This window comes from Pseudanabaena sp. PCC 6802 (genome assembly GCF_000332175.1).
GTDB lineage: Bacteria > Cyanobacteriota > Cyanobacteriia > Pseudanabaenales > Pseudanabaenaceae > PCC-6802.
Window position 1 is genome coordinate 2566890 of the sequence record NZ_KB235914.1, and the last position, 22143, is coordinate 2589032.

The 22143-nt window shown below is 46.6% G+C and carries 23 protein-coding genes; 11 read left to right on the forward strand and 12 right to left on the reverse strand.

Going from position 1 to position 22143, the window contains the following annotated elements:
* Positions 1–12 precede the first annotated feature (12 nt).
* From PSE6802_RS0117360 to PSE6802_RS0117405, 10 genes are all read right to left on the reverse strand, one after another.
* A complete protein-coding gene (locus tag PSE6802_RS0117360) occupies positions 13–1251 on the reverse strand; it encodes a hypothetical protein (protein WP_019501313.1) in 1239 nt (412 codons plus the stop codon).
* Positions 1252–1320: 69 nt separating this feature from the next.
* A complete protein-coding gene (locus tag PSE6802_RS0117365; RefSeq protein ID WP_019501314.1) occupies positions 1321–1860 on the reverse strand; it encodes a universal stress protein in 540 nt (179 codons plus the stop codon).
* Positions 1842–2372, reverse strand: coding sequence for a hypothetical protein (locus tag PSE6802_RS29420; RefSeq protein WP_019501315.1), 531 nt, complete (start codon positions 2370–2372; stop codon positions 1842–1844). Before PSE6802_RS29420 ends, PSE6802_RS0117365 begins: the two co-directional genes overlap by 19 nt.
* A 55-nt stretch (positions 2373–2427) precedes the next feature.
* Positions 2428–2928, reverse strand: a complete 501-nt coding sequence (locus PSE6802_RS0117375) for a DUF1269 domain-containing protein (protein ID WP_019501316.1) — start codon at positions 2926–2928, stop codon at positions 2428–2430.
* Positions 2929–2985: 57 nt separating this feature from the next.
* A complete protein-coding gene (locus PSE6802_RS0117380) occupies positions 2986–3666 on the reverse strand; it encodes a methyltransferase family protein (RefSeq protein WP_019501317.1) in 681 nt (226 codons plus the stop codon).
* Between the two features lie 57 nt (positions 3667–3723).
* Positions 3724–3981, reverse strand: coding sequence for a DUF2933 domain-containing protein (locus PSE6802_RS29425; protein ID WP_019501318.1), 258 nt, complete (start codon positions 3979–3981; stop codon positions 3724–3726).
* A gap of 22 nt (positions 3982–4003) precedes the next feature.
* Complete coding sequence (gene glgP, locus PSE6802_RS0117390) at positions 4004–5863, reverse strand: alpha-glucan family phosphorylase (RefSeq protein ID WP_019501319.1); 1860 nt, start codon at positions 5861–5863, stop codon at positions 4004–4006.
* Between the two features lie 41 nt (positions 5864–5904).
* Positions 5905–8085, reverse strand: coding sequence for a heavy metal translocating P-type ATPase (locus PSE6802_RS0117395; protein WP_263970371.1), 2181 nt, complete (start codon positions 8083–8085; stop codon positions 5905–5907).
* 6 nt (positions 8086–8091) lie between these two features.
* Positions 8092–8271, reverse strand: a complete 180-nt coding sequence (locus PSE6802_RS35415) for a YHS domain-containing protein (protein WP_019501321.1) — start codon at positions 8269–8271, stop codon at positions 8092–8094.
* A 165-nt stretch (positions 8272–8436) separates the two neighbouring features.
* Positions 8437–8820, reverse strand: a complete 384-nt coding sequence (locus PSE6802_RS0117405) for a DUF302 domain-containing protein (RefSeq protein ID WP_019501322.1) — start codon at positions 8818–8820, stop codon at positions 8437–8439.
* A gap of 165 nt (positions 8821–8985) precedes the next feature.
* Between PSE6802_RS0117405 and PSE6802_RS0117410 the strand changes: the two genes are divergently transcribed.
* The 4 genes from PSE6802_RS0117410 (at position 8986) to PSE6802_RS0117425 (ending at position 11807) form a co-directional block, all read left to right on the forward strand.
* Entirely contained in the window at positions 8986–9672 is a 687-nt protein-coding gene (locus PSE6802_RS0117410) for a DUF305 domain-containing protein (RefSeq protein WP_051050634.1), read from the forward strand.
* 12 nt (positions 9673–9684) lie between these two features.
* On the forward strand, positions 9685–9873 hold the full coding sequence (locus PSE6802_RS0117415; RefSeq protein WP_019501324.1) for a hypothetical protein: 189 nt from the start codon (positions 9685–9687) through the stop codon (positions 9871–9873).
* 14 nt (positions 9874–9887) lie between these two features.
* Complete coding sequence (locus PSE6802_RS0117420; protein ID WP_019501325.1) at positions 9888–10370, forward strand: hypothetical protein; 483 nt, start codon at positions 9888–9890, stop codon at positions 10368–10370.
* Between the two features lie 99 nt (positions 10371–10469).
* Complete coding sequence (locus PSE6802_RS0117425) at positions 10470–11807, forward strand: hypothetical protein (protein WP_019501326.1); 1338 nt, start codon at positions 10470–10472, stop codon at positions 11805–11807.
* Positions 11808–11841: 34 nt separating this feature from the next.
* Here PSE6802_RS0117425 and PSE6802_RS32090 read toward each other — a convergent pair whose 3' ends face one another.
* On the reverse strand, positions 11842–11973 hold the full coding sequence (locus tag PSE6802_RS32090) for a DUF2256 domain-containing protein (RefSeq protein ID WP_071592352.1): 132 nt from the start codon (positions 11971–11973) through the stop codon (positions 11842–11844).
* Positions 11974–12184: 211 nt separating this feature from the next.
* On the opposite strand from PSE6802_RS32090, the gene PSE6802_RS0117430 reads away from it, so the two are divergent.
* The 3 genes from PSE6802_RS0117430 (at position 12185) to PSE6802_RS0117440 (ending at position 15124) form a co-directional block, all read left to right on the forward strand.
* Positions 12185–13090, forward strand: a complete 906-nt coding sequence (locus PSE6802_RS0117430) for a hypothetical protein (protein ID WP_019501327.1) — start codon at positions 12185–12187, stop codon at positions 13088–13090.
* A gap of 20 nt (positions 13091–13110) precedes the next feature.
* Positions 13111–14544: a TolC family protein gene (locus tag PSE6802_RS0117435; RefSeq protein WP_156815574.1), complete on the forward strand. Its 1434-nt coding sequence runs from the start codon at positions 13111–13113 to the stop codon at positions 14542–14544.
* Between the two features lie 106 nt (positions 14545–14650).
* A complete protein-coding gene (locus PSE6802_RS0117440) occupies positions 14651–15124 on the forward strand; it encodes a DUF2808 domain-containing protein (RefSeq protein WP_019501329.1) in 474 nt (157 codons plus the stop codon).
* A gap of 3 nt (positions 15125–15127) precedes the next feature.
* Here the strand turns inward: PSE6802_RS0117440 and PSE6802_RS0117445 are convergent, their stop codons facing one another.
* A complete protein-coding gene (locus PSE6802_RS0117445) occupies positions 15128–15991 on the reverse strand; it encodes an Rpn family recombination-promoting nuclease/putative transposase (RefSeq protein WP_019501330.1) in 864 nt (287 codons plus the stop codon).
* Positions 15992–16158: 167 nt separating this feature from the next.
* Here PSE6802_RS0117445 and PSE6802_RS0117450 point away from each other — a divergent pair, with 167 nt between their 5' ends.
* The 4 genes from PSE6802_RS0117450 to PSE6802_RS0117470 all read left to right on the forward strand — a co-directional run bounded on the left by PSE6802_RS0117450 (position 16159) and on the right by PSE6802_RS0117470 (position 22111).
* A complete protein-coding gene (locus tag PSE6802_RS0117450) occupies positions 16159–17790 on the forward strand; it encodes an efflux RND transporter periplasmic adaptor subunit (protein ID WP_019501331.1) in 1632 nt (543 codons plus the stop codon).
* A gap of 11 nt (positions 17791–17801) precedes the next feature.
* Positions 17802–20927, forward strand: coding sequence for an efflux RND transporter permease subunit (locus tag PSE6802_RS0117455; RefSeq protein ID WP_019501332.1), 3126 nt, complete (start codon positions 17802–17804; stop codon positions 20925–20927).
* A gap of 33 nt (positions 20928–20960) precedes the next feature.
* Positions 20961–21482, forward strand: a complete 522-nt coding sequence (locus PSE6802_RS0117460; RefSeq protein WP_019501333.1) for a copper resistance CopC family protein — start codon at positions 20961–20963, stop codon at positions 21480–21482.
* A gap of 185 nt (positions 21483–21667) precedes the next feature.
* Entirely contained in the window at positions 21668–22111 is a 444-nt protein-coding gene (locus tag PSE6802_RS0117470; RefSeq protein WP_019501335.1) for a hypothetical protein, read from the forward strand.
* Positions 22112–22143 lie beyond the last annotated feature (32 nt).

Here is a 22143-nt window from a genome sequence, read left to right on the forward strand (position 1 = left end):
GAGGTGGTCTGCTTAACAACCTCGATGGTGGGATGGGCGATCGCGGTGCGTGGATTGGGAAATACAGATTTCGTCTGTTGGTTGAAAAGAGCCGACCAAGAGTTTTCGCTTGAATGTTCCACCCTGCGCTACAGTCATGGCTGAAATATCGAGGGTGAATTCTTGACCGGGCTGTAGTTGCTGGTGATGAATTGTGACAGCGCGTTTCACTTCATAAATCGGTGCCCAGGGACAGCAATAGTAGTGCCCCAAGCGCGTTCCCCAGCGGTCTTTGGCGTAGGAGATCGCCCCTTGGGCTAAAGCCGCATCGATCGCTGCCTGAATTTCCAGCGTGCGTTCCGGGTCAGGATCGTATTTCCAAATTGTCGCGATCGCTGCCTTCGCCTCAGTATTCCGCTGAAATTCATCCCGTGCGGCAGGATCGGTCAGGCACCAAGGATCGAACCCTACCTCACCGGGAAGGGGGCGCTGAAGTTGGTTTGAAGTTGAAATAAGCTGAGTGGTAGCCGATGGATTATGCTCCAGTAGTTGTGGCATCGCCAGAATTTGCCCCAGGTGATAGTAGGACGCAAGGGCAGCTTTTGCGTATCGTTCAACTTTGGGATGAACTGCTTGGGGCAGGTTCGGTTTCCAGAGTTGTTCGGCATAGTCTGCTTCACTATTGGCGGCTGCCAGCAGTTGACGAATCTGATGGATAGTGGATTGCTTTTCTGCGGGAATGGTTTCGGCTTCAAAGGTCGCGATCGCTGCTTCCGCATGAGTCCGAATCAGACGGGTGGCTTCTACCATGCCATCCAGATGGGTATTTGGGCAGGACTCCGACTCCTCCCAGGGTGGCAGATCTGCTGGAAGGTATCCGTCAACCTGATAAGCCGGATTGTATTGCGCCTGATGTGCCCGATTGAGCCAACTTTCAACCTGGCTGTAGTAAGCAAGTGCCTGTTCTGCTGTCATGGGTGGAACGTAACCCACCGTTGACGGATCGGCTTGATAATCGGCCTCTAGAAGCCGATCGCCCAGAGTTTGCAGTACAAAAGCATTCCAGGCACAGAGAAATTGCGCCTGACTTGCCAGATCGACCGTCCAGGGATTCGAGCCCTGAATCTTCAATTCCAGGCGGCGATCCTCTACCTGTTTGAGCAAATCATAAACGGTTTGACCCGCCCGTCGATAGGCTTCGAGCGTGTCAGCGGCAACCTCGCCCTTTGCCAGGGCAACTAGTTTTCCAATGATTCCCTGTCGTTCTGCCATCATATTTCCTCCTTGTCATTCCATTTGTCGAGAGCGCTGAACTCAGGTGTGAGCAGGCAAAGTGCTAAGTCAGGTTACAGCCTTCCATGGACTTGATTCGCTGGGATGAGATGAAGTTGCCATTTTGACTTGAGACTGCACCGTAAGAACTGCACAGGGAGCATGGTGGAGGACATAATTGCTGACACTGCCCATTAATGTCTCGCTCAGTCCAGAAAGCCCCCGTCGTCCCATGACAATTAGATCGGCATCCCAGGTGCAGGCAGTATTGCAAATGGTTTTACCTGGGATACCGGGGCTTTGGACACATTCTGTGTGTACGCCTGCGGCAGTTGCAGCTTTTGAGTGCGATCGCAGCAGATCCAGCCCTTTCTTAGCAAATGCTTCCCACTGTTTTTGATACTGCTCCACCATTTCACTACCGGTTCCTGACTGATAAGGGTCCGGGTTGTAGAGTTTAGAAATGTTTGGACAACCCTCTTCGTCAATAGATAAGACATGCAATAGCACCATGCTGCCTTTGTTGGCTTTCGCTAGGGCAATGGCTTCATCAAACACGCGCTTGCTATCTTTAGACATATCCATAGCTACTAAAATCTTTTGAAACATAGAACCTCCTTTGGAAAGGAACTAGTCAGAATCTGGCGCTTGAACGCACCGCCTTTTGACACTACTTCAGCCGAAACATCAAAGGTAAACTTCTGAAACCTCGCTAGCCGTTGGTTGCCAATCGTGACTGAGCGCCTAGCTACATAAATTGGTGCCCAAGGACAGCAGTAATAGTATCCAATCCGAGTACCTGCATGAGTGAGTGGGAAAGCAATATCTCCCCACCATAGAGCAGCGATAATTTCTGTCTGAATTGCCAATGTCTTGTCAGGTTCGGGATCGCACTTCCAAAGTGCAGCGATCGCTTCTATTGCCTTAGGGTTGTCATACAATTTGGCATAAGCTACTGAATCGGTCAGGCACCAGGGATCGAAGCCAGGTTGACCTGGTAATGCCAGCATCCGATCGCGGCCTGGGTAATCTGCTCTTCGATCGGCTTCGGATGTTTGAATCGCAAACTCACCTTTAGTAAGGTCGAGGAATCTTCCCAAAATATCTAGTCGTAATATCATAAGATCTCTCTTGAATCTTTGTGTTGGTTGTGGTGGAACAAAAATCAAAGTCCAGCTATTCTTGGTCTGACTCAACTTTCGTTAAAGCTGCCTGTAGTTTTGCCTCATCATCTTTCGATAATGAGGTGCGCAGAACTTTACCCTCAAACTTGCTCAGATCGTCCAGAACTTTATCTGGTGTAGACTTTCTCACCAGGATAAAGAGGGCAGACGTTCCTGGCTCTACCGTATTGCCAATTTCTCGAATAAAGTTATCATCAATGCCGATATCGGTTAGCGCTCCCGAAACTGCACCAACGGTAGCGCCAACCGCCCAACCCAATAATGGATTGAAGAATATCAAACCAAAAAGCAGTCCCCAGAAACCTCCACTCAATGCACCAGAAGCTACTAGTTCCTGGGTTTGCTTGATTTTGACTTTGCCTTCTCGATCCCTGACAACGATCGCAGCATCTTCTAAGTCAATTAGATGCTCCCGTTGTAGTTTCATGAGGTCAATCAGAACCTCGTCTGCCTTGAACTCATCTTTAAAGCCAATAACAATTAGATCGCTCATAATTTCCTATCTGGTTGAAGTAAGATTTAACAATTAAATGAAGAGCAATTGCGAGAACTAAGTATCGTGGTGAGACTGCTTAGAATTCGATAGCTTTTTCTGATTTGTTTGCCCCCAGCGAGGGAAAAAGGCTGGTGTAACCGCAGCATAACGGGCATACTCCTCACCAAATTCTGCTAAAGCGTCACGCTCTTCTTGACGTGCCAGACGAACGTACATCCATACCAGAATTGGGAACATCAACAGAGTCAAGATCGTAGGCCATTGCAGCAAAAATCCAAACATGATAATGATGAAAGCAATATACTGGGGATGGCGAATCGTTGTGTAGGGGCCTGCTATCGCCAGGGTGTGGCTGCGTTGGGCTTTATATAGTACCTCCCACGCAGATGACAGTAAGACAAAGCCGCCAAAGATAAACACCAAGCTGAGGATATGGATCGGCTCGAAATGCGGATCGCCCTTCTGCCCGAGCAGCGTCCACCAGAGGTGGCCAGCGTTATGGGAAAGGACATCTAACCCAGGATAACGGCTTTGCAACCAGCCTGAGAGTAAGTAAATGGTGAGAGGAAAGCCGTACATCTCTGTAAATAGCGCCACGATGAAGGCTGAAAAGGCTCCGAACGATCGCCAATCGCGGGGACTGCGCGGCTTTGTAAAGCTGAAAGCAAAGATGATAAATACTAGAGAATTGATAATCACCAGGAACCAGAGGCCGTAAGCGGGGATATCTTTCATGACGTTAAGTCTCCTAATTCTTAAATAGCTCGACTGATAGAACTCTAGAGATAAGCTTCAACGCGAGCGATCGTCACTGCCGCCACCATGTCCGCCATGTCCACCGTGCATAAATAGATGCATGAGCGGGCAAGCCAGGAGAAATAGCCAGGGCAGGACAGGGATCAGATGTGCAAAGTGTTCGGTAATCAAAAAGAAGGCGATGATGCCTAAGAAAAAATACAAGGCAATTCGAGCTGGCCTCAGCCATCCATTACTCATATCAGATCGATCGCGATCGTCTTGGTGAACCTCTCGATTGTGTTGGTGAACCATAGAAACCTCCTAGTTTGATAAATTAAGGCAGATACGCATTTGTGACATATTGCTGCACCATGCGGTGGGTGTTAAAAAATGAGGCATTCAACGCGATCGCCTGCCGCATCACATCAACCCAGCGTTCGTGCTCTCGATAAAACATTGGCGCGATCGTGTTTTTCAACTTTTGATATAAGTCCTCTGCATCCTGTCGGTTCAGGGCATCTGAACCAGAGAACTCTGGCTCCTTGGAACCAATAGACCAGCCCGTTATCCCTTCGATATGCCCTTCAATCCACCAGCCATCCAGAACGCTGAAACTGGGAACGCCGTTGTGTGCGGCTTTCATGCCAGAGGTTCCCGATGCTTCTAGAGGTCGCTGTGGCGTGTTCAGCCAGAGGTCGACTCCAGAGACGATCGGCTTAGCCAGATCCATGTCGTAGTTTTCCAAGAAAATTACGGGGATTCGATCTCGTAGCTGGCGAGAGATATCGAAAATATGCCGAATTAAGTCTTTACCAGAATTGTCTCTGGGATGTGCCTTACCCGCAAAAACAAACTGCAAGGAGCCAACCTGTTCGGCAATCTCTAGCAGTCGATTAATATCTGAGAAGATTAAATCTGCCCGCTTGTAAGGCGTTGCCCTACGAGCGAAGCCAATTGTCAGAGTATCAGGAGAAAGCGAAAGATTGGTTCGCTTCTGAATTTGTTCCAGGAGATGAACTTTAGCTACTACGTGAGCTTCCCAAATCTCCTGCTGGGGAATGTTGATGGCATGCCTTAGCATGGATGGGTCGTTGCTCCAGCCAGGAATGTATCGGTCGTAGAGAGATTTAAAGCTGTCACAAGTCCACGTCCAGGAGTGAACGCCATTAGTGATGTGGTGGATGGGGTAGCCAGGAAACATTTCTTGCGAGACTTCTTCATGCCTCTTAGCCACGCCGTTAACATAATGGCTCAGGTTCAGCCCCAGCAGGGTCATATTGAGGCGATCGCGCCCTGCCAGCATTTGCAGGATATCGAAAGGCACAACTGGTTCCAAAATAGATTGCACCAGATCGTAGCCGAATTGATCGTGTCCAGCAGGAACGGGTGTATGGGTAGTAAAGACACATCGCTCTCTAACGTTGCCGAAATCCCACACTTCTGTCTGTTGCCCGTTTTGTTCCTTTAAAAGCTCCAGGACTAGCAGACTAGCGTGCCCTTCATTCATGTGAAATCGCTCGATACCGCTATATCCGAGGGCATGAAGCATTCTGACTCCACCAATACCCAGCAACATCTCTTGAGCTAGACGATAGCGCTCATCTCCGCCGTAGAGGAAATCTGTCAGGGTACGGTCATTATCAGTATTTCCTTCAACGTCGGTGTCCAGCAAAATCAAGGGGACAATATATCTACTTAAGCCGACAATGTCATACTGCCAGGCTCGAACTTGGACTATCCGTTGCTCAATTTCGACGCTGACTGTTTCAGGCCAAGGGCGCAAGAAGCGTTCTGGATGCCATTGAACAGGATGTTCTCCTTGTCCACCCCATTCATCTAGTTTTTGATCGAAATAGCCTTTGCGATAGAGCAGACTCACCCCAACGCTGGGTACTCGCAGATCGGCACAGGATTTCAGGGTATCGCCAGCCAGTACACCTAAACCACCGCTATAAGTTGGCATAGCAGAACCAACTGCAACCTCCATTGAGAAATAGGCAACCCGCCTGTTTTCTTTGGCTTCATCGTAACTTGCGGTCACAAGTGCGCTAATATACCTGTCTGGCTGCTCAAAGAACTTGCTTTGGCAGAATTCCGAACAGAAGTGGACTTCTCGATCGTTGTGGAAAGCTCTTAGTGCTTTATCTGGCTGAACTGTCATGCCACAAACTGGATCTTTCAGAATCGTACTCATGTTTTTTACCCGTCATAGGGAATATTCATCATTTAATTTAGTTAATCAGTGGATAGCTTCAGACCTTTCAGCAGCGATGAGTTGACAATCACTGACAGAGAACTCAGAGCCATAGCAGCCGCTGCAATGATTGGGTTCAGGAACCCTAGAGCCGCAATAGGAATTCCTACCGTGTTATAAATGAAGGCCCAGAACAGATTCTGTTTAATCTTGAGCATCGTGGCACGGGACAGGCGGATGGCTGCCACGACATCGCGCACGTCATTTTTCACCAGAATGATGCCACCTGTTTCTTTCGCAACATCTGCCCCAGAACCGATGGCAATCCCAATATCAGCCGTTGCTAAGGCTGGCGCATCGTTGACTCCATCGCCCACCATCGCCACAACCTCACCCTGTTTCTGTAGGTCTTGCACGACCTTGGCTTTATCTCCTGGTAGGACTTCAGCAATTACCCGCTGAATGCCTAATTGATGGGCGATCGCATCCGCAGTCCGATGATTATCTCCGGTCAGCAACACGACCTTAATATTCTCTTTGCGTAAAGCTGCGATCGCTTGACTAGCTTCAGGCTTGAGCGTATCGGCTACAGCGACGATCCCGATTAAAAGACCATTGCAGCCCACCAGCATAGCTGTCTTCCCTTCTGTTTCTAGACGGCTCAGCGTACTCTCAGTTGATGGATTAAGGTAATAGCCTTCCTGTTGAAACAGTTGGCGATTGCCCAGGATAACTCGGTTGCCGTTTGCTTCTCCGCGAATGCCGCGCCCGGGAATCGCCTGGAAATTCTTCACATCAGGGATTGACAAATTCTGGTGTCTGGCTGCCCGCACGATCGCCTCTCCTAGGGGATGTTCTGAACCTACCTCCACAGCAGCGGCTAGCTTTAAAACTTCGCCTTCTGGCTGCTCTGCCAGAGCAATAATATCCGTGAGGCTGGGTTCTCCCCGTGTCAGCGTTCCAGTCTTATCGAAAACCACCGTAGTAAGTTTCTCAGCTCGCTCCAGGATTTCGCCACCTCGGATTAAAATCCCTGCCTCCGCCCCTTTGCCTACACCTACCATCAGAGCCGCTGGTGTCGCAATTCCCAAAGCACAGGGGCAGGAGATAATTAATACAGCAATGAAAGATAGCAAAGCCTGTGGGAAATTACCCAGGATCAGCCAAACGATAAATGCTAGTAGAGCAATGCCTACAACAGCAGGGACAAAATAGCCAGTAACCTTATCGGCAAGCCGCTGTACTTGAGCAGTGCTAGCTTGAGCTTCCTCGACAAACTTGATAATTTGAGCTAGGGCTGTTTCTGCCCCCACGCGCGTAGCGCGAAAGCGGAAGCTTCCTGTTCGGTTCAAGGTGCCGCCAATTACCTCTGCTCCTGTTCCCTTTTCTACAGGGATCGACTCCCCAGTTAGCATGGACTCATCCACGGATGATAAGCCATCAAGGACGATACCATCTGTTGGCACTTTCTCACCCGGACGGACAACGATCGTCTCTTCAACCATCACGCTCTCGGCGGGGATTTCCATCTCTATCCCGTCTCGGATTACCCTGGCTGTGGCGGGTTTTAAATCAAGGAGCTTGCGTACTGCCGCCGATGAATTCTTCTTAATGATTTCTTCCATGTACTTGCCCAGCAGTACAAAGGCAATTATTATGGCGGAAACCTCAAAGTAAACGCTGCGCTCTTCGACTCTGACAGGCAGGATACTAGGGAAAAAGACTACCACTACGCTATAGAGATAGGCAACGCTAGTTCCCAGAGCAATCAGAAAGTCCATATTAATGCTGCGGGTGCGAATGGCATTCCACGACCCCACATAGAACGACCACCCACCGATAAACTGGACTGGCGTAGTCAAGATAAACAGCCACACTCCCCAGGTAAACCAGGGCAGAAATGGAATTGGAACCCAAGTCACAAGAGTTACACCTGCTGCCAAACCGATAAAAGCCGCCGCCCGCAGAATTGCCAGGAACAAAACTCCTGTCAGCGCAATTGTGACGCGGGTACGCATAGACTTGAGTTCGGCTTCGGGCGACTCGAAGGTACGCTGGCAACCCTGGCTGCAAAAATAATAGGTACGCCCACCCCGTTCCGACTTTAAAGCTGTCGCTTTCGGCACCATCATGCCGCAGATCGGGTCTTTAGCCATCTCCTGTGGGCTTGATGATACAGTGCTTTCGTGTCTGTGACCGTGCTGTCCGTGATTGTGAGCCATTCTTAGTTATTCTCCCTGCGACTCAAAAGTTTGCTGGCAGTGCGTACTGCAAAAATAGTAAGTCTGCCCCTTTCTCTCTGACTTGAGCGCAGTAGCTTTCTCGACTGTCATGCCGCAGATCGGGTCTTTTGCGGTTTTACTTTGCGAGCCGTCCTGTTCGCGTTTGCGGCTAAAAAATCCAAACATGTACAACCTCCTGTAATATGAGTGACACGTATACAAGTTCGATGCAGTACTTCAGAAATGGGGGCAGATCGCCGCAACTGCCTTAGCGATCGCTTTGCCTGGGGAGATTTACTTAATTTCTAATTTCTAATGCCAGCGAACGAACTGAGGATAAAATTCTCAGTCTCACAGGCGCTCGATCGCTGCCTTCAGTTTTGCCCCTACCTGCTCTGCGATATCTAGTAGACCTGGATTCTCAACAGCTTGCATGGATGCAATGGGATCTACAGCAGCAACTTCGACAACTTCTGCCTTCTGTTGCACGATGACATTGCAAGGCAGCATCATGCCAATTTTGTCTTCTACTTGCAATGCTTGATAAGCAAAGGATGGATTGCAAGCCCCCAGGATTTTGTAGCCTTGCATCTCCACCTCCAGTTTCTTCTTCATCGTGGCTTGTACGTCAATCTCTGTAAGGACACCAAATCCCTCTTGCTTCAAGCTCTCGATCGCTTTTGTCACAGCTTCATCGAAAGAAACATTCAAGGTTTTACTGAAGTAATAGCTCATATTAATTTCTCCTTTGCTTATTAATTGTTTCAGGCAACTATGAAATGGGCGTGAAATCCCCTCTTAAAGTATTGCGATCGCATTAAATTTTGTTGCGGCTGCGCAAATTTCATCCTGATTTCATCGCCCAGATCTATGGTGAAAATGGAGGCGAAGAAAAACCTTATGAAACTGATAAAATCTGGAGAATCTGGGCATCAATGGAAAACGAACAAGCCATTGCTGCTAGCGATAGCGGGTCTATTAGCAGGCGGGGCAGTGACGGGCATACTCGTAACGAGTGTTGTGCAAGCGCAGCAAGTTCACAGAGGCTTTCCTTACTCTGTCAGCCAAGCTATGCCTCATCGTCGGGGCATGATGATGGGACAGCAAGCCGATCGCCATTTCATCACCATGATGATTCCGCACCATGAGGGTGCTGTTAAGATGGCAGATTTGGCACTAAAACTCTCCAAGCGACCGGAGATCAGGAAATTAGCAGAGGCAATCAAGCGCGATCAGACCCGTGAAATCGACCAAATGCGATCGTGGTACAAGCAGTGGTATGGTACGAATGTCCCTCCTATATCTGCGATCGAAGATACGGGAATGATGGGGATGCACTCTCGCATGATGGGCATGATGAACATGACGGAAGCCGATCTCAAAGCTCTTGCTACTGCGCCTGATTTTGATAAAGCGTTCATCGAAGAGATGATTCCCCATCACAAGATGGCGTTAATGATGACGCATATGATTGTGGATAGCGATCGCCCCGAAATGAGAAAGCTCGCCAGTGCGATTGTCCAATCTCAAAGTGCCGAAATCGAGCAAATGCGCCAGTGGTACAGCAGTTGGTATGCTAGCAAGTAAGCAGGAAAATATATGCCCGATCGAAAAGTAAATCGCTCCTACTGGCTTGAGTTTATCGGCTATAGCTTGGCCATAATGGTTGGCATATGGTGGGGGCTGTATGGTATTAATTCTGGCACTAAGGAAGCGCCAAAATCCCAAGAACAGCGATCGAATGCCTTCGGAACGAAATCGCCCTCGGTAATTAACTCCCAGCACTAGCGAATCTCGCTCACATGTATATTGAAAAAGTTGCCAGGAGAATAGAAGGTATCTTAGCTGCGCCAGAAACCAATCTATTTTTATTTGGGTTTCTGCTGCATTTTGTCTATGAAGTTTGGCAGTCCCCATATTTTGAGTTTTACAGAATGCCGACCTTAGCTGACAAGGTAAGCTATATCACTCACTGTACAGTGGGTGATGGGGTAATTACTGTAATTAGTGGGGGAGTTGTCAGTTGGGTGGATCGCTCTCGCTCTTGGATATTACGCCCAACTTGGCGGGCAATGATTCTCTTTACCAGCTTAGGTTGGTTTTACACGTTCATCTCAGAGATTTATCGCATTCGCATTGCAAAACTTTACGGTGTCTCAACCTTGGTTGTACCAATCGTGGAGATTAGCTGGCTGCCACTTCTGCAATGGATAATTATTCCACCTTTAGTTCTATATATGTCTAGAAAACACATTCTAGGGTATCAAAAAAATAGATCTTCTTGAATTTTGCGAAGTTTCATCAGCCCTAAGATGAGAAAATATGAGTTCATCCATTTTGAAGCGATCGCAAAAATTACTAGTTTCTGAAGACTAAGGCACCGAATGGCTTCTAGTTCTAAAAATCAGCTTCAGTCAATTTTCATAAAGGCAACTCAGTGGTTTACTAAAACACCAGAAAGAGCGATCGATCGAGCTTATGAGGCTGCTGTAAACATTAAAAAGCTCGAAGAAGAGTACTTTGGGGGGAATCCCATTTCGGAAAATGCTGGATACAGCGAAAGTACCTTTAGCTTATTTAACATTCAACTAAGCAACTATCTCAACACTATTGATGCCAGGCTAACGGAATATAAATTGAGTTCCAGAGTTCCTTACCTTTTACCGCAAAATTCTATAGAAGCAGCGACTAGGCCACTGGGCAACCCAAGTATTCAAGATACCAATCCATCAATTACCCAAAAACTGGCTTTCATTGACTACATCTTGGCAAGATATCGCGTCAACCCCATCAAAAGTGTCAAGACTCAACCAGATACAGTACAGCTATTAGATGTAGATGTCCTGAAACCGGAAGCCAAAGAGAAATTCTATTTGTTTCCGCATTCCCCTAAGAAAGATACCTCTAGAACCGTAACTTCAGTTGAAAAAAGCATTCTACCTGGCTCTTTTACCCGTGCATTCGATCGCGTTAGACACAATCTTACTCCCTCGTATAGCTCCTATGAAAATGATGTTGTTGATGAATTAAGGCAATCACGCAAGCGCACAAATGCCGCGATTAGATATTGTGCGATCTTAGTGATAGCTACTATTGCCGTACAGGTAATTTCCAAAAACCTAGTCTACAGTCCTATTGTAGATTACTGGACTAACCAAAAACCCTTTGAAATTCAGTTGAGTCCCGAATTTGATGACGAAGCAATCGAACGCTTCAGTATTGCCAAGCAAAAAATAGAATTCGATAGGTTGATTGGCAAATACTCAAATCAATCTCTAGAAGAAGGGAATCAGTTACGCCAGGAAGCGATCGATATTGTTAAGTACTACAAGAATGTCAGCTTAGATGGGATAAAAAATTTGCTGGCAGACTTTACCGCCGTAATAGCCTTTAACACCATACTTGTTGCAGGTAAAAAACAAATCCTAGTAATTAAAGACTTTATCGACGAGGTACTCTTTAGTCTCAGCGATAATGCCAAAGCTTTTTTAATTATTGTTTCTACTGATACTTTTGTTGGATTTCATTCTAAAGAAGGGTGGGATGCCTTGCTTACTTCTTTGTTCTACCATTTTGGCATCCCCGAAAATCGTATTTTTATTATGGCTTTCATCGCTACCTTACCAGTATTTCTAGATGGGCTGTTTAAGTTTTGGATCTTCCAGTACCTTAGACAATCTTCACCCTCTACTGCTGCTATATATGGAGAAATGAATGATTAGTTATCGATCGCTTTGAGGGTGTTCTGATTTATATTTACGAAGCGCAATCGCTGCAATATTTGACCTCATCCCAGCAATTCGCCCATTTTTTGCGCCAGGTAAATGGTAGTTTGCAAGTGGGGCAAGTTTTCTTCGGGAGGCTTGACTTGTTGCCTTTGCGAGCTATTTTAGGGTTGTATTTACAAAATCTACAAATTTCGTTGCTAATTTAGCCTAACTGTTGTTATAGATGGCATCTAGTTAAAAGATTATTTATGACAATCAAAAGCTTTTGGGGCAATTTCATCCTGATTTCATCTGCATTCAGTAAATTAAGAGAGAGTGCTGGTTAGAAAAGCATTCAGGCAAACTGGTTGTCTAGCTCAAAACATACATTAATGAAAAAATTTGCCGCCGCGATTCCTTTCTGGATGGGTACCGCCGCTGTATCTGCGACCCTAATCTTTGCTCAAGGTTGTTCGTCGTCAGTTAAATCTGCTGAAGAAACACCGCCTGCTTCTACACCAGTTGCTTCATCAAAAAATCCTCATGAAGGACATTTGATGAATGGTGTTGAGATGAACAGGACAGAGATGCTGAAAAGGGCTAACTCAATTCAAGCAAAGCTAACTGCTCCACCTAATATCGCTCCCAAGACTCCAGTATCCTTAACGATTGACGTGCGGGATCGGCAGGGGAAAGCGATCTCTAAGTTCGATACTTTTCAGGAAAAATTAATGCACCTGATTGTAGTCAGGGACGATCTCCAGTTCTTCGATCATCTTCACCCTACCTACAAGCAGAATGGACGCTTTGAAGTCGAGGCCAGTTTTCCTCAACCTGGAAATTACACCCTATTCAGCGACTATAAGCCTGCCAAACAAATTGAAGTAGTCTCTGTGCTGAAATTGCAAGTTCCAGGTGCTAGTTCTTCTGTTCCAGCGATCCATCTAAATCGCATCAAGACTCTGGGTGACACAAAAGCAAAGCTCACTTTTTCGGAGTCAACGCTCAGAGCGGGGGAGGAAGTAACAGTGATGTTTAACCTTCGGCAAGCAGCAAACAATCGACCAATTCAAGACCTACAGCCCTATTTAGGTCAAAGAGGCCACCTTGTTATATTGCGACAGATTAACCCACTCGCAGCAGAAGACTACATCCATGCCCATGCTGTTAAGAATTCTCCTGATGGACAAGTAGAGTTTATGACTAAATTCCCTCAATCAGGTAGATACAAACTCTGGGGACAATTCAATCGCAATGGCAGAATAATCGTTGCTGACTTTTGGGTAGATGTGCAGTGAGCGTTTATTTTCTGAATTGCATGAAGATGTTTCGCTGCTTAGCAGCGATCGGCGTCAGTACCACAGTTATATTTAATGAGGCAAAGCTAGTCACTGCACAAACAGTAACTAAGCCTATGCTCAATAACTCTAGCCACACGCAGAAAGATCCAGCACCAAGCAATCTTTCTCCTGCTCCCGATCCTTTATATCTGCCTACCAAACTAGATGAAGTCAGGCTTGAGAAAACCCAAGCGATTACGCTCAATCAAGCTCTAGACCTGGCACGCCAAAATCATACCGAGCTACGTATAGCCGAGCTAACCCTAAAACGCAGTCAAGCAGCACTCCGCCAAGCACAAGCGGCTAACTCGCCAACCATTGCTGTCGTGGGTGAACTAGAAAGCGATCGCTCTGCCAAGGAGACTTTTCTAGATTTACGTAAAGATAGAGAAGTGAGGCGATCGCTTAATTCTCTCGGTAGTACGCTAGAGGCAAGCTATGACATCTTTACATCAGGTAAACGAGAAGCTTTAGTTAAGGCGGCGGAAGAAAAGTTGCGTATCGATCTTTTAGATGTGCAGCGGTTAAGCGAACAAATTCGTTTAGATGTGACGAATGGTTACTACGATCTACAAGAAGCAGACGAACAAGTGAGAATTGCTCAGGCAGCAGTAGTAAATGCCCAGAAAAGTCTCAAGGATTCCGTGTTTTTAGAAGAAGGTGGTACGGGAACTCAGTTTGATATTCTACGTTCTAAAGTGCAGCTTGCGAATGCCGAACAGGACTTGACCCAAGCTCAAACCCAGCAAGAAATCTCTCGTCGCCAACTAGCTCAAATCTTGAATGTCTCGCAATCTATCGATGTTTCTGCCTCCGATGCCGTGCAAAAAGCGGGTGAATGGAGTCTATCGCTGGAAGAAAGCATTATCCAGGCATATAAACAGCGTGTGGAATTGCAACAGCAACTCGCACAACGCCAAATCAGCGAACAGCAACGTCTTGCCGCAATTGCCGACGGTAAACCTCAAATTAGTTTATTTGCCAATTATCAAGTTTTGTACGGTTTAGATAGTGGCATGGGAATTGTTGATGGTTATGCTGTTGGTGCAAGACTGCGATGGAATCTTTTTGATGGTGGTGGGGCACAAGCTGCCGCCGATCAAGAAGAGGTGAATAAGGCGATCGCTGAAACTAAGTTCACCGACATGCGCAATCAAATTCGTCTTCAGGTGGAAAAAGCCTATAAAAATCTGCATACCAATGCCAAAAATATTCAAACTGCTGCACTCGCTTTGAAACAAGCACAAGAAAGCTTAGATCTTGCACGACTGCGGTTTCAGGCTGGTGTTGGTACTCAGTTAGATGTATCTACAGCTCAAAGTGAATTGACTAAGGCAGATGGCAATCGTGTTAGAGCAATTTTGAACTATAATCGTGCGCTTGCCTCGCTTCAGAGAGCAATAGCTAAATAGATATTCTCATACGTTCAAATTAGATATTCCAATTTCATCACGATTTCATTCCTCTCTGTCATGCTAATAAACGACAAGTTAATGATGTGAATTATTGAGAGGAAACATGTTAAAAAGGTTGATTTATGCCACCGTATCTACACTAGCACTTCTAACTTCGGTTCCCGCTTTACAAGCTGAGGATGTTTCGTCTAGTCCTAAAGCTACCCAAATTATTCACAGTAGTGCGATTCCTAATAATGCAGGTGCCCCCAGACCAACCTACCATTTTGAAATCCGCGTTGGCGGTGGGTCTCTTTCGCAGATGACAATTGATATACCAGAGGAGGTGGCGATTGGCGAGATAGAAGTTAAATCTCAGTCAGGGCAAAAAATTGACACCACTGTCTCTATGAATGGCAAGGCGGCGACAGTGGCTTTTGCACAGCCGATCGCTGTAGGCACTAATATGGATGTTTACCTGAGAGATGTAAATACTAGATGGAAGTATCCTAAGACATGGTTTTTCCCCATTTCTGGCAGTGTTGGGGGTGTAAATATCCCATTTGGACTGGGCCGAATTCAGACCTACGGTCACTAAGCTCTACAAGAGTGCCTGAATTTCCGCAATACCTATACCAGTTTTCTGGCTGATAGTTTCGATGTCGAGTAGACCAAGAAGGGAGCGGGCGATCGCTATTGCTTTCTCCCGCTCACCTTCAGCTCGACCTTCAGCATGACCTTCAGCTCGACCATCCTGTCTTGCCTTTAAAATTGCGTTGCGATTATCATGCAAAAACATTTCTCGCTTTTCTAATAGTTCTAGTTCCTTTTTGCTCAGTTTACTTTGCTTCGCGACCTCAAAAGCGTGATGAAGTGCTGGCACCTCATCTAAATTTGGTGGTGCTGTTTGAAGCTTGTTAGCAGATCGCAGAAAGTACAACCATTTATCGGTCAGGGTTTCCAACTGATCTAATTCACGCTTGAATTTAGGCAACTCCACAAACACTAGCTCAATATCATCGCTGTAGTCGGTCAAATCGTCTTTCTCCTTGAGGCGATAACGGGAGATGATCCGTTCTTGCTCTGGAAACATCTCAAAATCGGTTATCGTTAGGGCAATCACAGGATTTAGTAATGTGTAATCTTCCCCAACAGACAGTTGAATCGAAAAGGCTTTGGCAGCATTGTAGAGTACCCGTTTTTCAAACCCCAACACATTCAATACCTGCATTTCAATAATCACGGTTTTATTACCTGCGATCGTGGCTTTGACATCGAGATAAGAATCTTTCATCCCTTTAATGCGTGGAGCCTGGTAGGGATCGATAATTTCTACATCGAGAATAGTTTCTTTCTCTTCATAGAGAATGGCATTGAGGAAACTAATTAGAATATCTTTGCTCTTTTTAGAGCCAAAGATTTTCTTGAAAGCAAAGTCAGTTTTGGGGTTGATAAATGTCGTCATAACGACGTAACTCAAGCGAGGGATTCAAGTGCATTTATTCTAACAAATCGAACAATGTAGCCCCAAAAGTACAGATCCGAAAATTTCATCCCAATTTCATCGCCTTATGAAAAACTGTATTCAGCCCTAGCAAATCTAACCTTTTACCTTATCAGTGGATAATAACTATGACTTATTACCGCCCCCTCGCCAAGCAGCATTTCGTGGCTGGAGCATTAGTCAGTCTAGCTTTATTAGCTCTTCCTAGCGCCTATCCAGTCAGCGTACTTGCCCATGCGGGGCATGGTAGTGAGTTTGGCGGCAATAAAGCCACGCAATCCAAGGATGCGATCGCCGTCGATGCAGAAACAGCAAAGCGGATGGGACTCAAAGTAGAACCTGTCGCCTCTAAGCGCCTAGCCTTAGGGATTCAAACCACGGGGCAAATTGCGCATATGCCCGATCGCAAAGCCGAAGTCACTACCCCAATCAAAGGTAAGGTGGTGAAGCTATTTGTCAAACCAGGCGCAGTGGTGAAAGCAGGTCAGGTTTTGGCAATTCTATCTAGCCCAGAACTAGGGGAATTGCGGGTGAGTGCGATCGAAAAGCGGGCGGAAGCTGAGGTAGATCTGCGATTAGCGCAGCAAAACTACGATCGCCAGAAGCAAATAGCTACGTTAGACATAGAGCAAGCCAGAACTGAACTTAAGATAGATCGGGAGCGCTACGATCGAGACAAGGAACTGCAAGAGCGCGGGGCAATTCCCAAACGGCAGTTGCTAGAATCGGAGTCTAAATTAGCCACAGCGAAGGCCGCAGTAACTAAAGCTGAAAGTCGATTGCAGGTTATGGAAGCTGAGGCTCAGCAACAACGCGCTCAGTCTCGGGTGCAACTGAGTAATGCTGCCTATGAGGCACGTCTGCGCCAGCTTAGTGTTAATCCTAATTCCGACGGCACGATCGCGATTAAAGCCCCCATTGACGGCACGATCGCCGATCGCGAGATTTCGCTGGGACAATCCGTTGAAGAAGCGGGTAAACCCTTGATGACAATTGTGGATAGCAGCGCGGTTTTAGCCACCGCCAATGTCTATGAAAAGGATTTAAACAAGGTTAAAGTTGGGCAGTCAGTGCGCATCAAGGTAGCTGGATTACCAGATCGCACTTTTACTGGGAAAATTACTGTAATCGGCGCTGTTGTAACGGGTGAAAGTCGCGTCGTGCCTGTCCAAGCAGAGTTAGAAAACGCCAATGGGTTGCTGAAGCCAGGGATGTTTGCAGAATTAGAGATCCTAACCGAGCGATCGCCAGAAGCAGTCTTAGCCATTCCCCAGTCGGCGATTGTGGAAGCCAACGGTCAGCAGATCGTCTATGTCCAAAATGGTAATGCCTACCAGCCTGTCAACATCACTCTGGGTCGCAAATCGGGTGACTTAATCGAAATTAAAGATGGGCTATTTGAGGGGGATTTAGTTGTAACGCAGCGGGGGATGCAACTCTACGCGCAATCCCTGCGGGGAGGCAAAAAAGCAGAAGATTCTAAGAGTGATACTGCTCCAGAGACTAATTTGGCAACAGTGCCAGGCAATAGTCAGATGCCCTGGTGGGTAGTCTTGCCAATCGGAGGCGCGATCGCCGCAGGAGCATTCTGGTTAGGGCGACGCACCAAACCTGCTCTGGCGACTGTGGATATTAGTGCTAATGGCTTAGGAAAAAGTACAGATATTTATGTCGATCGTTCTCAGTCTCATTCCCAACATAATTTACCTGATTCGGAAGTACAGCATGGCGATCGCGAAGATCGTCACTCAAATAATTAGGAGCGATCGCTATGCTTAATGCCATTCTCAAATGGTCGATCGCGCAACGCTGGCTCGTTGTAATTATCTCGATTATCGTTAGTCTCTGGGGTTTTCGGGTCATTTCGCAGATGCCCCTAGATGTTTTCCCTAGCTTTGCACCGCCGCAGGTAGAGATTCAAACAGAAGCAAAAGGACTAGCCCCAGAGGAAATTGAATCTCTGGTTACTTTGCCAATCGAAAGTGCGATTAACGGCACACCTGGCGTGACGACGGTGCGCTCCTCATCAGCGGTGGGGATATCTGTTGTCAAAGTAATTTTTAACTGGGGTACGGATATTTACCAGGCAAGGCAATTAGTAACAGAACGATTGCAGCAAGCACGGAGCAAGTTACCCGAAGGTGTGGAGCAACCGCAAATTCAACCAATTAGTTCTCCGATTGGGGTGATTCTGAAATATAGCTTTACCTCTGATACAGTTCCCTCGATGGAAGTGCGACGCATTGTGGACTGGCAGGTGACAAATCGATTACTTGCCGTGCCAGGTGTAACTCAAATTGTCGTATTCGGCGGTGATATCAGGCAATATCAGGTACTCATCGATCCCAAAAAATTACAGGCATTTGATGTCACAATCGAAGATGTTGAAAAAGCGGCAAAAGCAGCAAATTCTAACGCTCCTGGTGGCTTCTTAACCACCTCAGATCGAGAATTGCTGATTCGCGGTGTGGGCAGAATTCAATCTATCCAGGACTTAGCTAAGTCGGCGATCAAGGCGCGAGATGGTAAACCTGTTCTTTTGGGAGATGTGGCAGAGGTAAAGCTTGGGGCAGCCCTTAAGCGTGGCGATGCGATTGTGAATGGTAAGCAAGCAATTGTTCTGATTGTAAATAAGCAACCCCGTGCCGACACACCAACTGTGACCAAAGCAGTAGAAGAGGCAATGAAGGAGATCGCAACTGCACTGCCCAAAGATATTCAAGTCAAGGTTACTTTCCGTCAAGAAGACTTTATTGAGGCTTCCATTACCAATATTGAAGAAGCATTGCGGGATGGCATCATCATTGTCTCAGTCATTCTAATTCTGTTTCTGATGAACTGGCGAACCGTAATCATTACTCTCAGTGCTTTGCCCTTATCCTTAATTCTGGGTGTGATGATTCTTAACTGGGCGGGAGAGGGCATCAATACGATGACACTGGGTGGCTTGGCAGTGGCAATTGGTTCAGTAGTTGATGATGCGATCGTGGACATGGAAAATGTCTATCGCCGACTGCGCGAAAATCAAATTGCGGGGACACCCGTACCCCCTTTGCAAGTTGTGTTTAATGGCTCTATCGAAGTGCGGGTAAGCGTTCTATTCTCTACAATTATTATTGCCGTCGTGTTTGCACCGATTTTTTCCCTCTCTGGAGTAGAAGGACGCATCTTCTCACCGATGGGATTAGCATACCTTCTGTCTATCCTCGCTTCTACTTTAGTAGCACTAACCCTTACCCCTGCTTTATGCGCGTTGCTTTTAGTAAATCGTCAGCTCCCCCCAGATGAAACATGGGTAGCAAGATTCTCGGAACGCCTCTATCACCCGGCTTTGATGTTTGCTGTGCAATGGCCGAAAGTGGTTATCTTCTTTGCCACGGCTGCACTTGTAGCGGCGATTGTGATTCTACCTTCCTTAGGGCGATCGTTCTTGCCAGAGTTTCAAGAGCGATCGCTAATCAATGCCATTAACCTCTATCCTGGTGGTTCCTTAGAAGCTACGAATCAGGTTGGTTTTTCGATCGCGAGTGCATTGAAAGACGATAAGCGGTTCGAGGTAATTCAACTACGATCGGGCCGCGCTCCAGGCGATAGTGACGTTGGTGGAGTCAACTTTGCCGAGATGGATATAGAACTGAGTGCGGAAGCAGTACGCGATCGTAAAGGGGCAATCGAAACTCTACGTCAGGAATTTGCGAAACTTCCTGGGGTTGCCGCAAATGTGGGTGGATTTATCTCCCACCGTATGGATGAGGTGCTGTCAGGTGTACGATCTGGTATTGCCGTTAAAATTTATGGTTCCGATCTATCAGAACTGCTTAGGTTAGGACAGCAGGTAGAGCAGGTCATGCAAGCAATTCCTGGCGTTGTCGATCTGCAATTAGAACAGCAAATTCCCATCAAGCAGATTCAAATCCAATTCGATCGCACAGCGGCGGCTCGCTATGGTTTAACCGTAGGTGAACTTTCCAACACAATCGAAACAGCAATGAACGGCAAAGTTGTCTCCCAAGTACTGGAAAAGCAACAGGTATTTGATATGGTCGTGTGGTTAGAAGAAAAGTCTCGCCGCGATCTAGAAACCATCAGCAATCTTCTAGTTGATACACCTGACGGCAAGAAGATTCCACTCGCTCAAGTCGCCAAGATTGACTATGGTACGGGGCCGAACACAATCAATCGTGAAAATGTCTCTCGTCTGATTGTGGTTTCTGCAAATGCTACTGGACGGGACTTGCGATCGCTTGTGGATGAGATTAAGGAAAAAATCAAGCAGCAGGTGCAATTTCCCTCTGGCTACTTTCCAGTCTATGGTGGGCAGTTTGAGTCGGAGGAACGTGCTACCCAAAATTTCATTGTCTACGGCGCTCTAGCTTTCATCATTATCACCGTACTGATTTACTTTGCCGTTAAAACTATCCCCGCAACGCTGGCTATTATGATTAACCTGCCTCTAGCACTGATTGGCGGACTAATCTCAATCATGTTAACAGGGGGAGCGATCTCTGTTGCTTCTCTGGTGGGATTTATTACCCTATTTGGCGTAGCAACACGCAACGGCCTATTATTGGTGGATAATTACGACGCTAAACTTGCGGCGGGGATGTCTATGCGAGAAACGATCGTCAAGGGATCGAGCGAACGTCTTGCTGCAATCTTGATGACGGCTCTTTCTTCAGCTTTAGGGATGTTTCCACTAGTGATTAGTGGAGGAGCAGGGAAGGAGATTCTACAGCCTCTAGCTGTTGTAGTCTTCGGAGGTCTATTTACCTCTACAGCCTTAACCTTGCTTGTTTTACCTGCTTTATATTCCCAATTTGGCAAGTATCTGATGTCTACCCAAGCAGAGGCGATCGCTGCGACTAAATCAATCGAGTTAGAAGAAGCAAATATCTAGTTTTGTCATTTATTTTTATTTGGAGTGAATTCGATGCCATCTTTCAAACTATTCATAATCGGTTCGGGTATTGTGGGTTTGCTAGCACTAGGCGCGTGCAGCAGTGGTAATCAAACCAGTAGTTCCACCCCTACTTCGGTTGAAACAACTGCCCCAACAACTACAGCCACTAAACCTACTGAAGCAGCTACCAGTTCATCTCCCGATCCTGCCAAAACAGAATCCCAAGAGCAAGGCAAACCTAAGCAAGGTGGACAAGTGGTCGAGTCAGGTGCTTACCATTTGGAACTAGTCACAGGCAAAGAGGAAAGCGGCGTACATCTCGATTTTTTCTTACAGAAAGGAGACAATCATGAAGCGATCGCTGATGCTAAGGTAAAAGCACAAGTCAAATTGCCTGATGGCACTCAAAAGTCATTGGATCTAGAATACGATGCCTCTGGCAAGCACTACACGATTTTACTGCCAACTAAAGTTCCTGGAGAGTATCAAGTTGCAATTCTCTCTGACATTAAGGGTGAAAGGGTGAATGGGCGCTTTAGCTTTAAGTTGTAGTTCGCATAGCGGTTGTAGTTTTGGCGGGTTGTTTACTTCGACAGCCCTCACCTTGCTGGTTTTGCCAGCTTTTTACTCACTGTTTGGTAAATATCTCATTCCCAAAAAAGAAGAGATGCTTGCTGAACGTGACGGCAAATTGAATGAAGTTAGCGCGTAAATCTATCTTATTTTTGGAATAAATTATGAAATCTCAAGTCTTTTCAGCATTTGCCGCGATCGTCATTACTACTTTAGGTACTGTCGGGCAAATTGCGATCGCATCTAACCCATCACTAACACAACAAGAAAATATCACCAAGACGAAAGCTGTTGGGAATAAAGGCGGTCAAGTTGTTGAGTCGCAGGGCTATCATTTAGAGTTTGTGCCTGAAAAAAGCGATAAAGGAATGCATCTGGACTTCTATTTGCAAAAAGGTGATACCCATACTGCTGTGGGAGGAGCAAAGGTAACGGCTCAGGTACAAATGCCTGATGGCAAGAAGGAAACCTTGACACTGAAGTACGATGACAAGGAAAAGCATTACACTGCATTACTTGCTACCAAAGCCACAGGTGAATATAAAGTAGTAATTCTCTTGGATATTGGCGGTAAAAAAGTGAATGGACGTTTCAGCTTTAAGAGATAGTTCATATTCCTGGATCGCAATCTTAGTCTGCC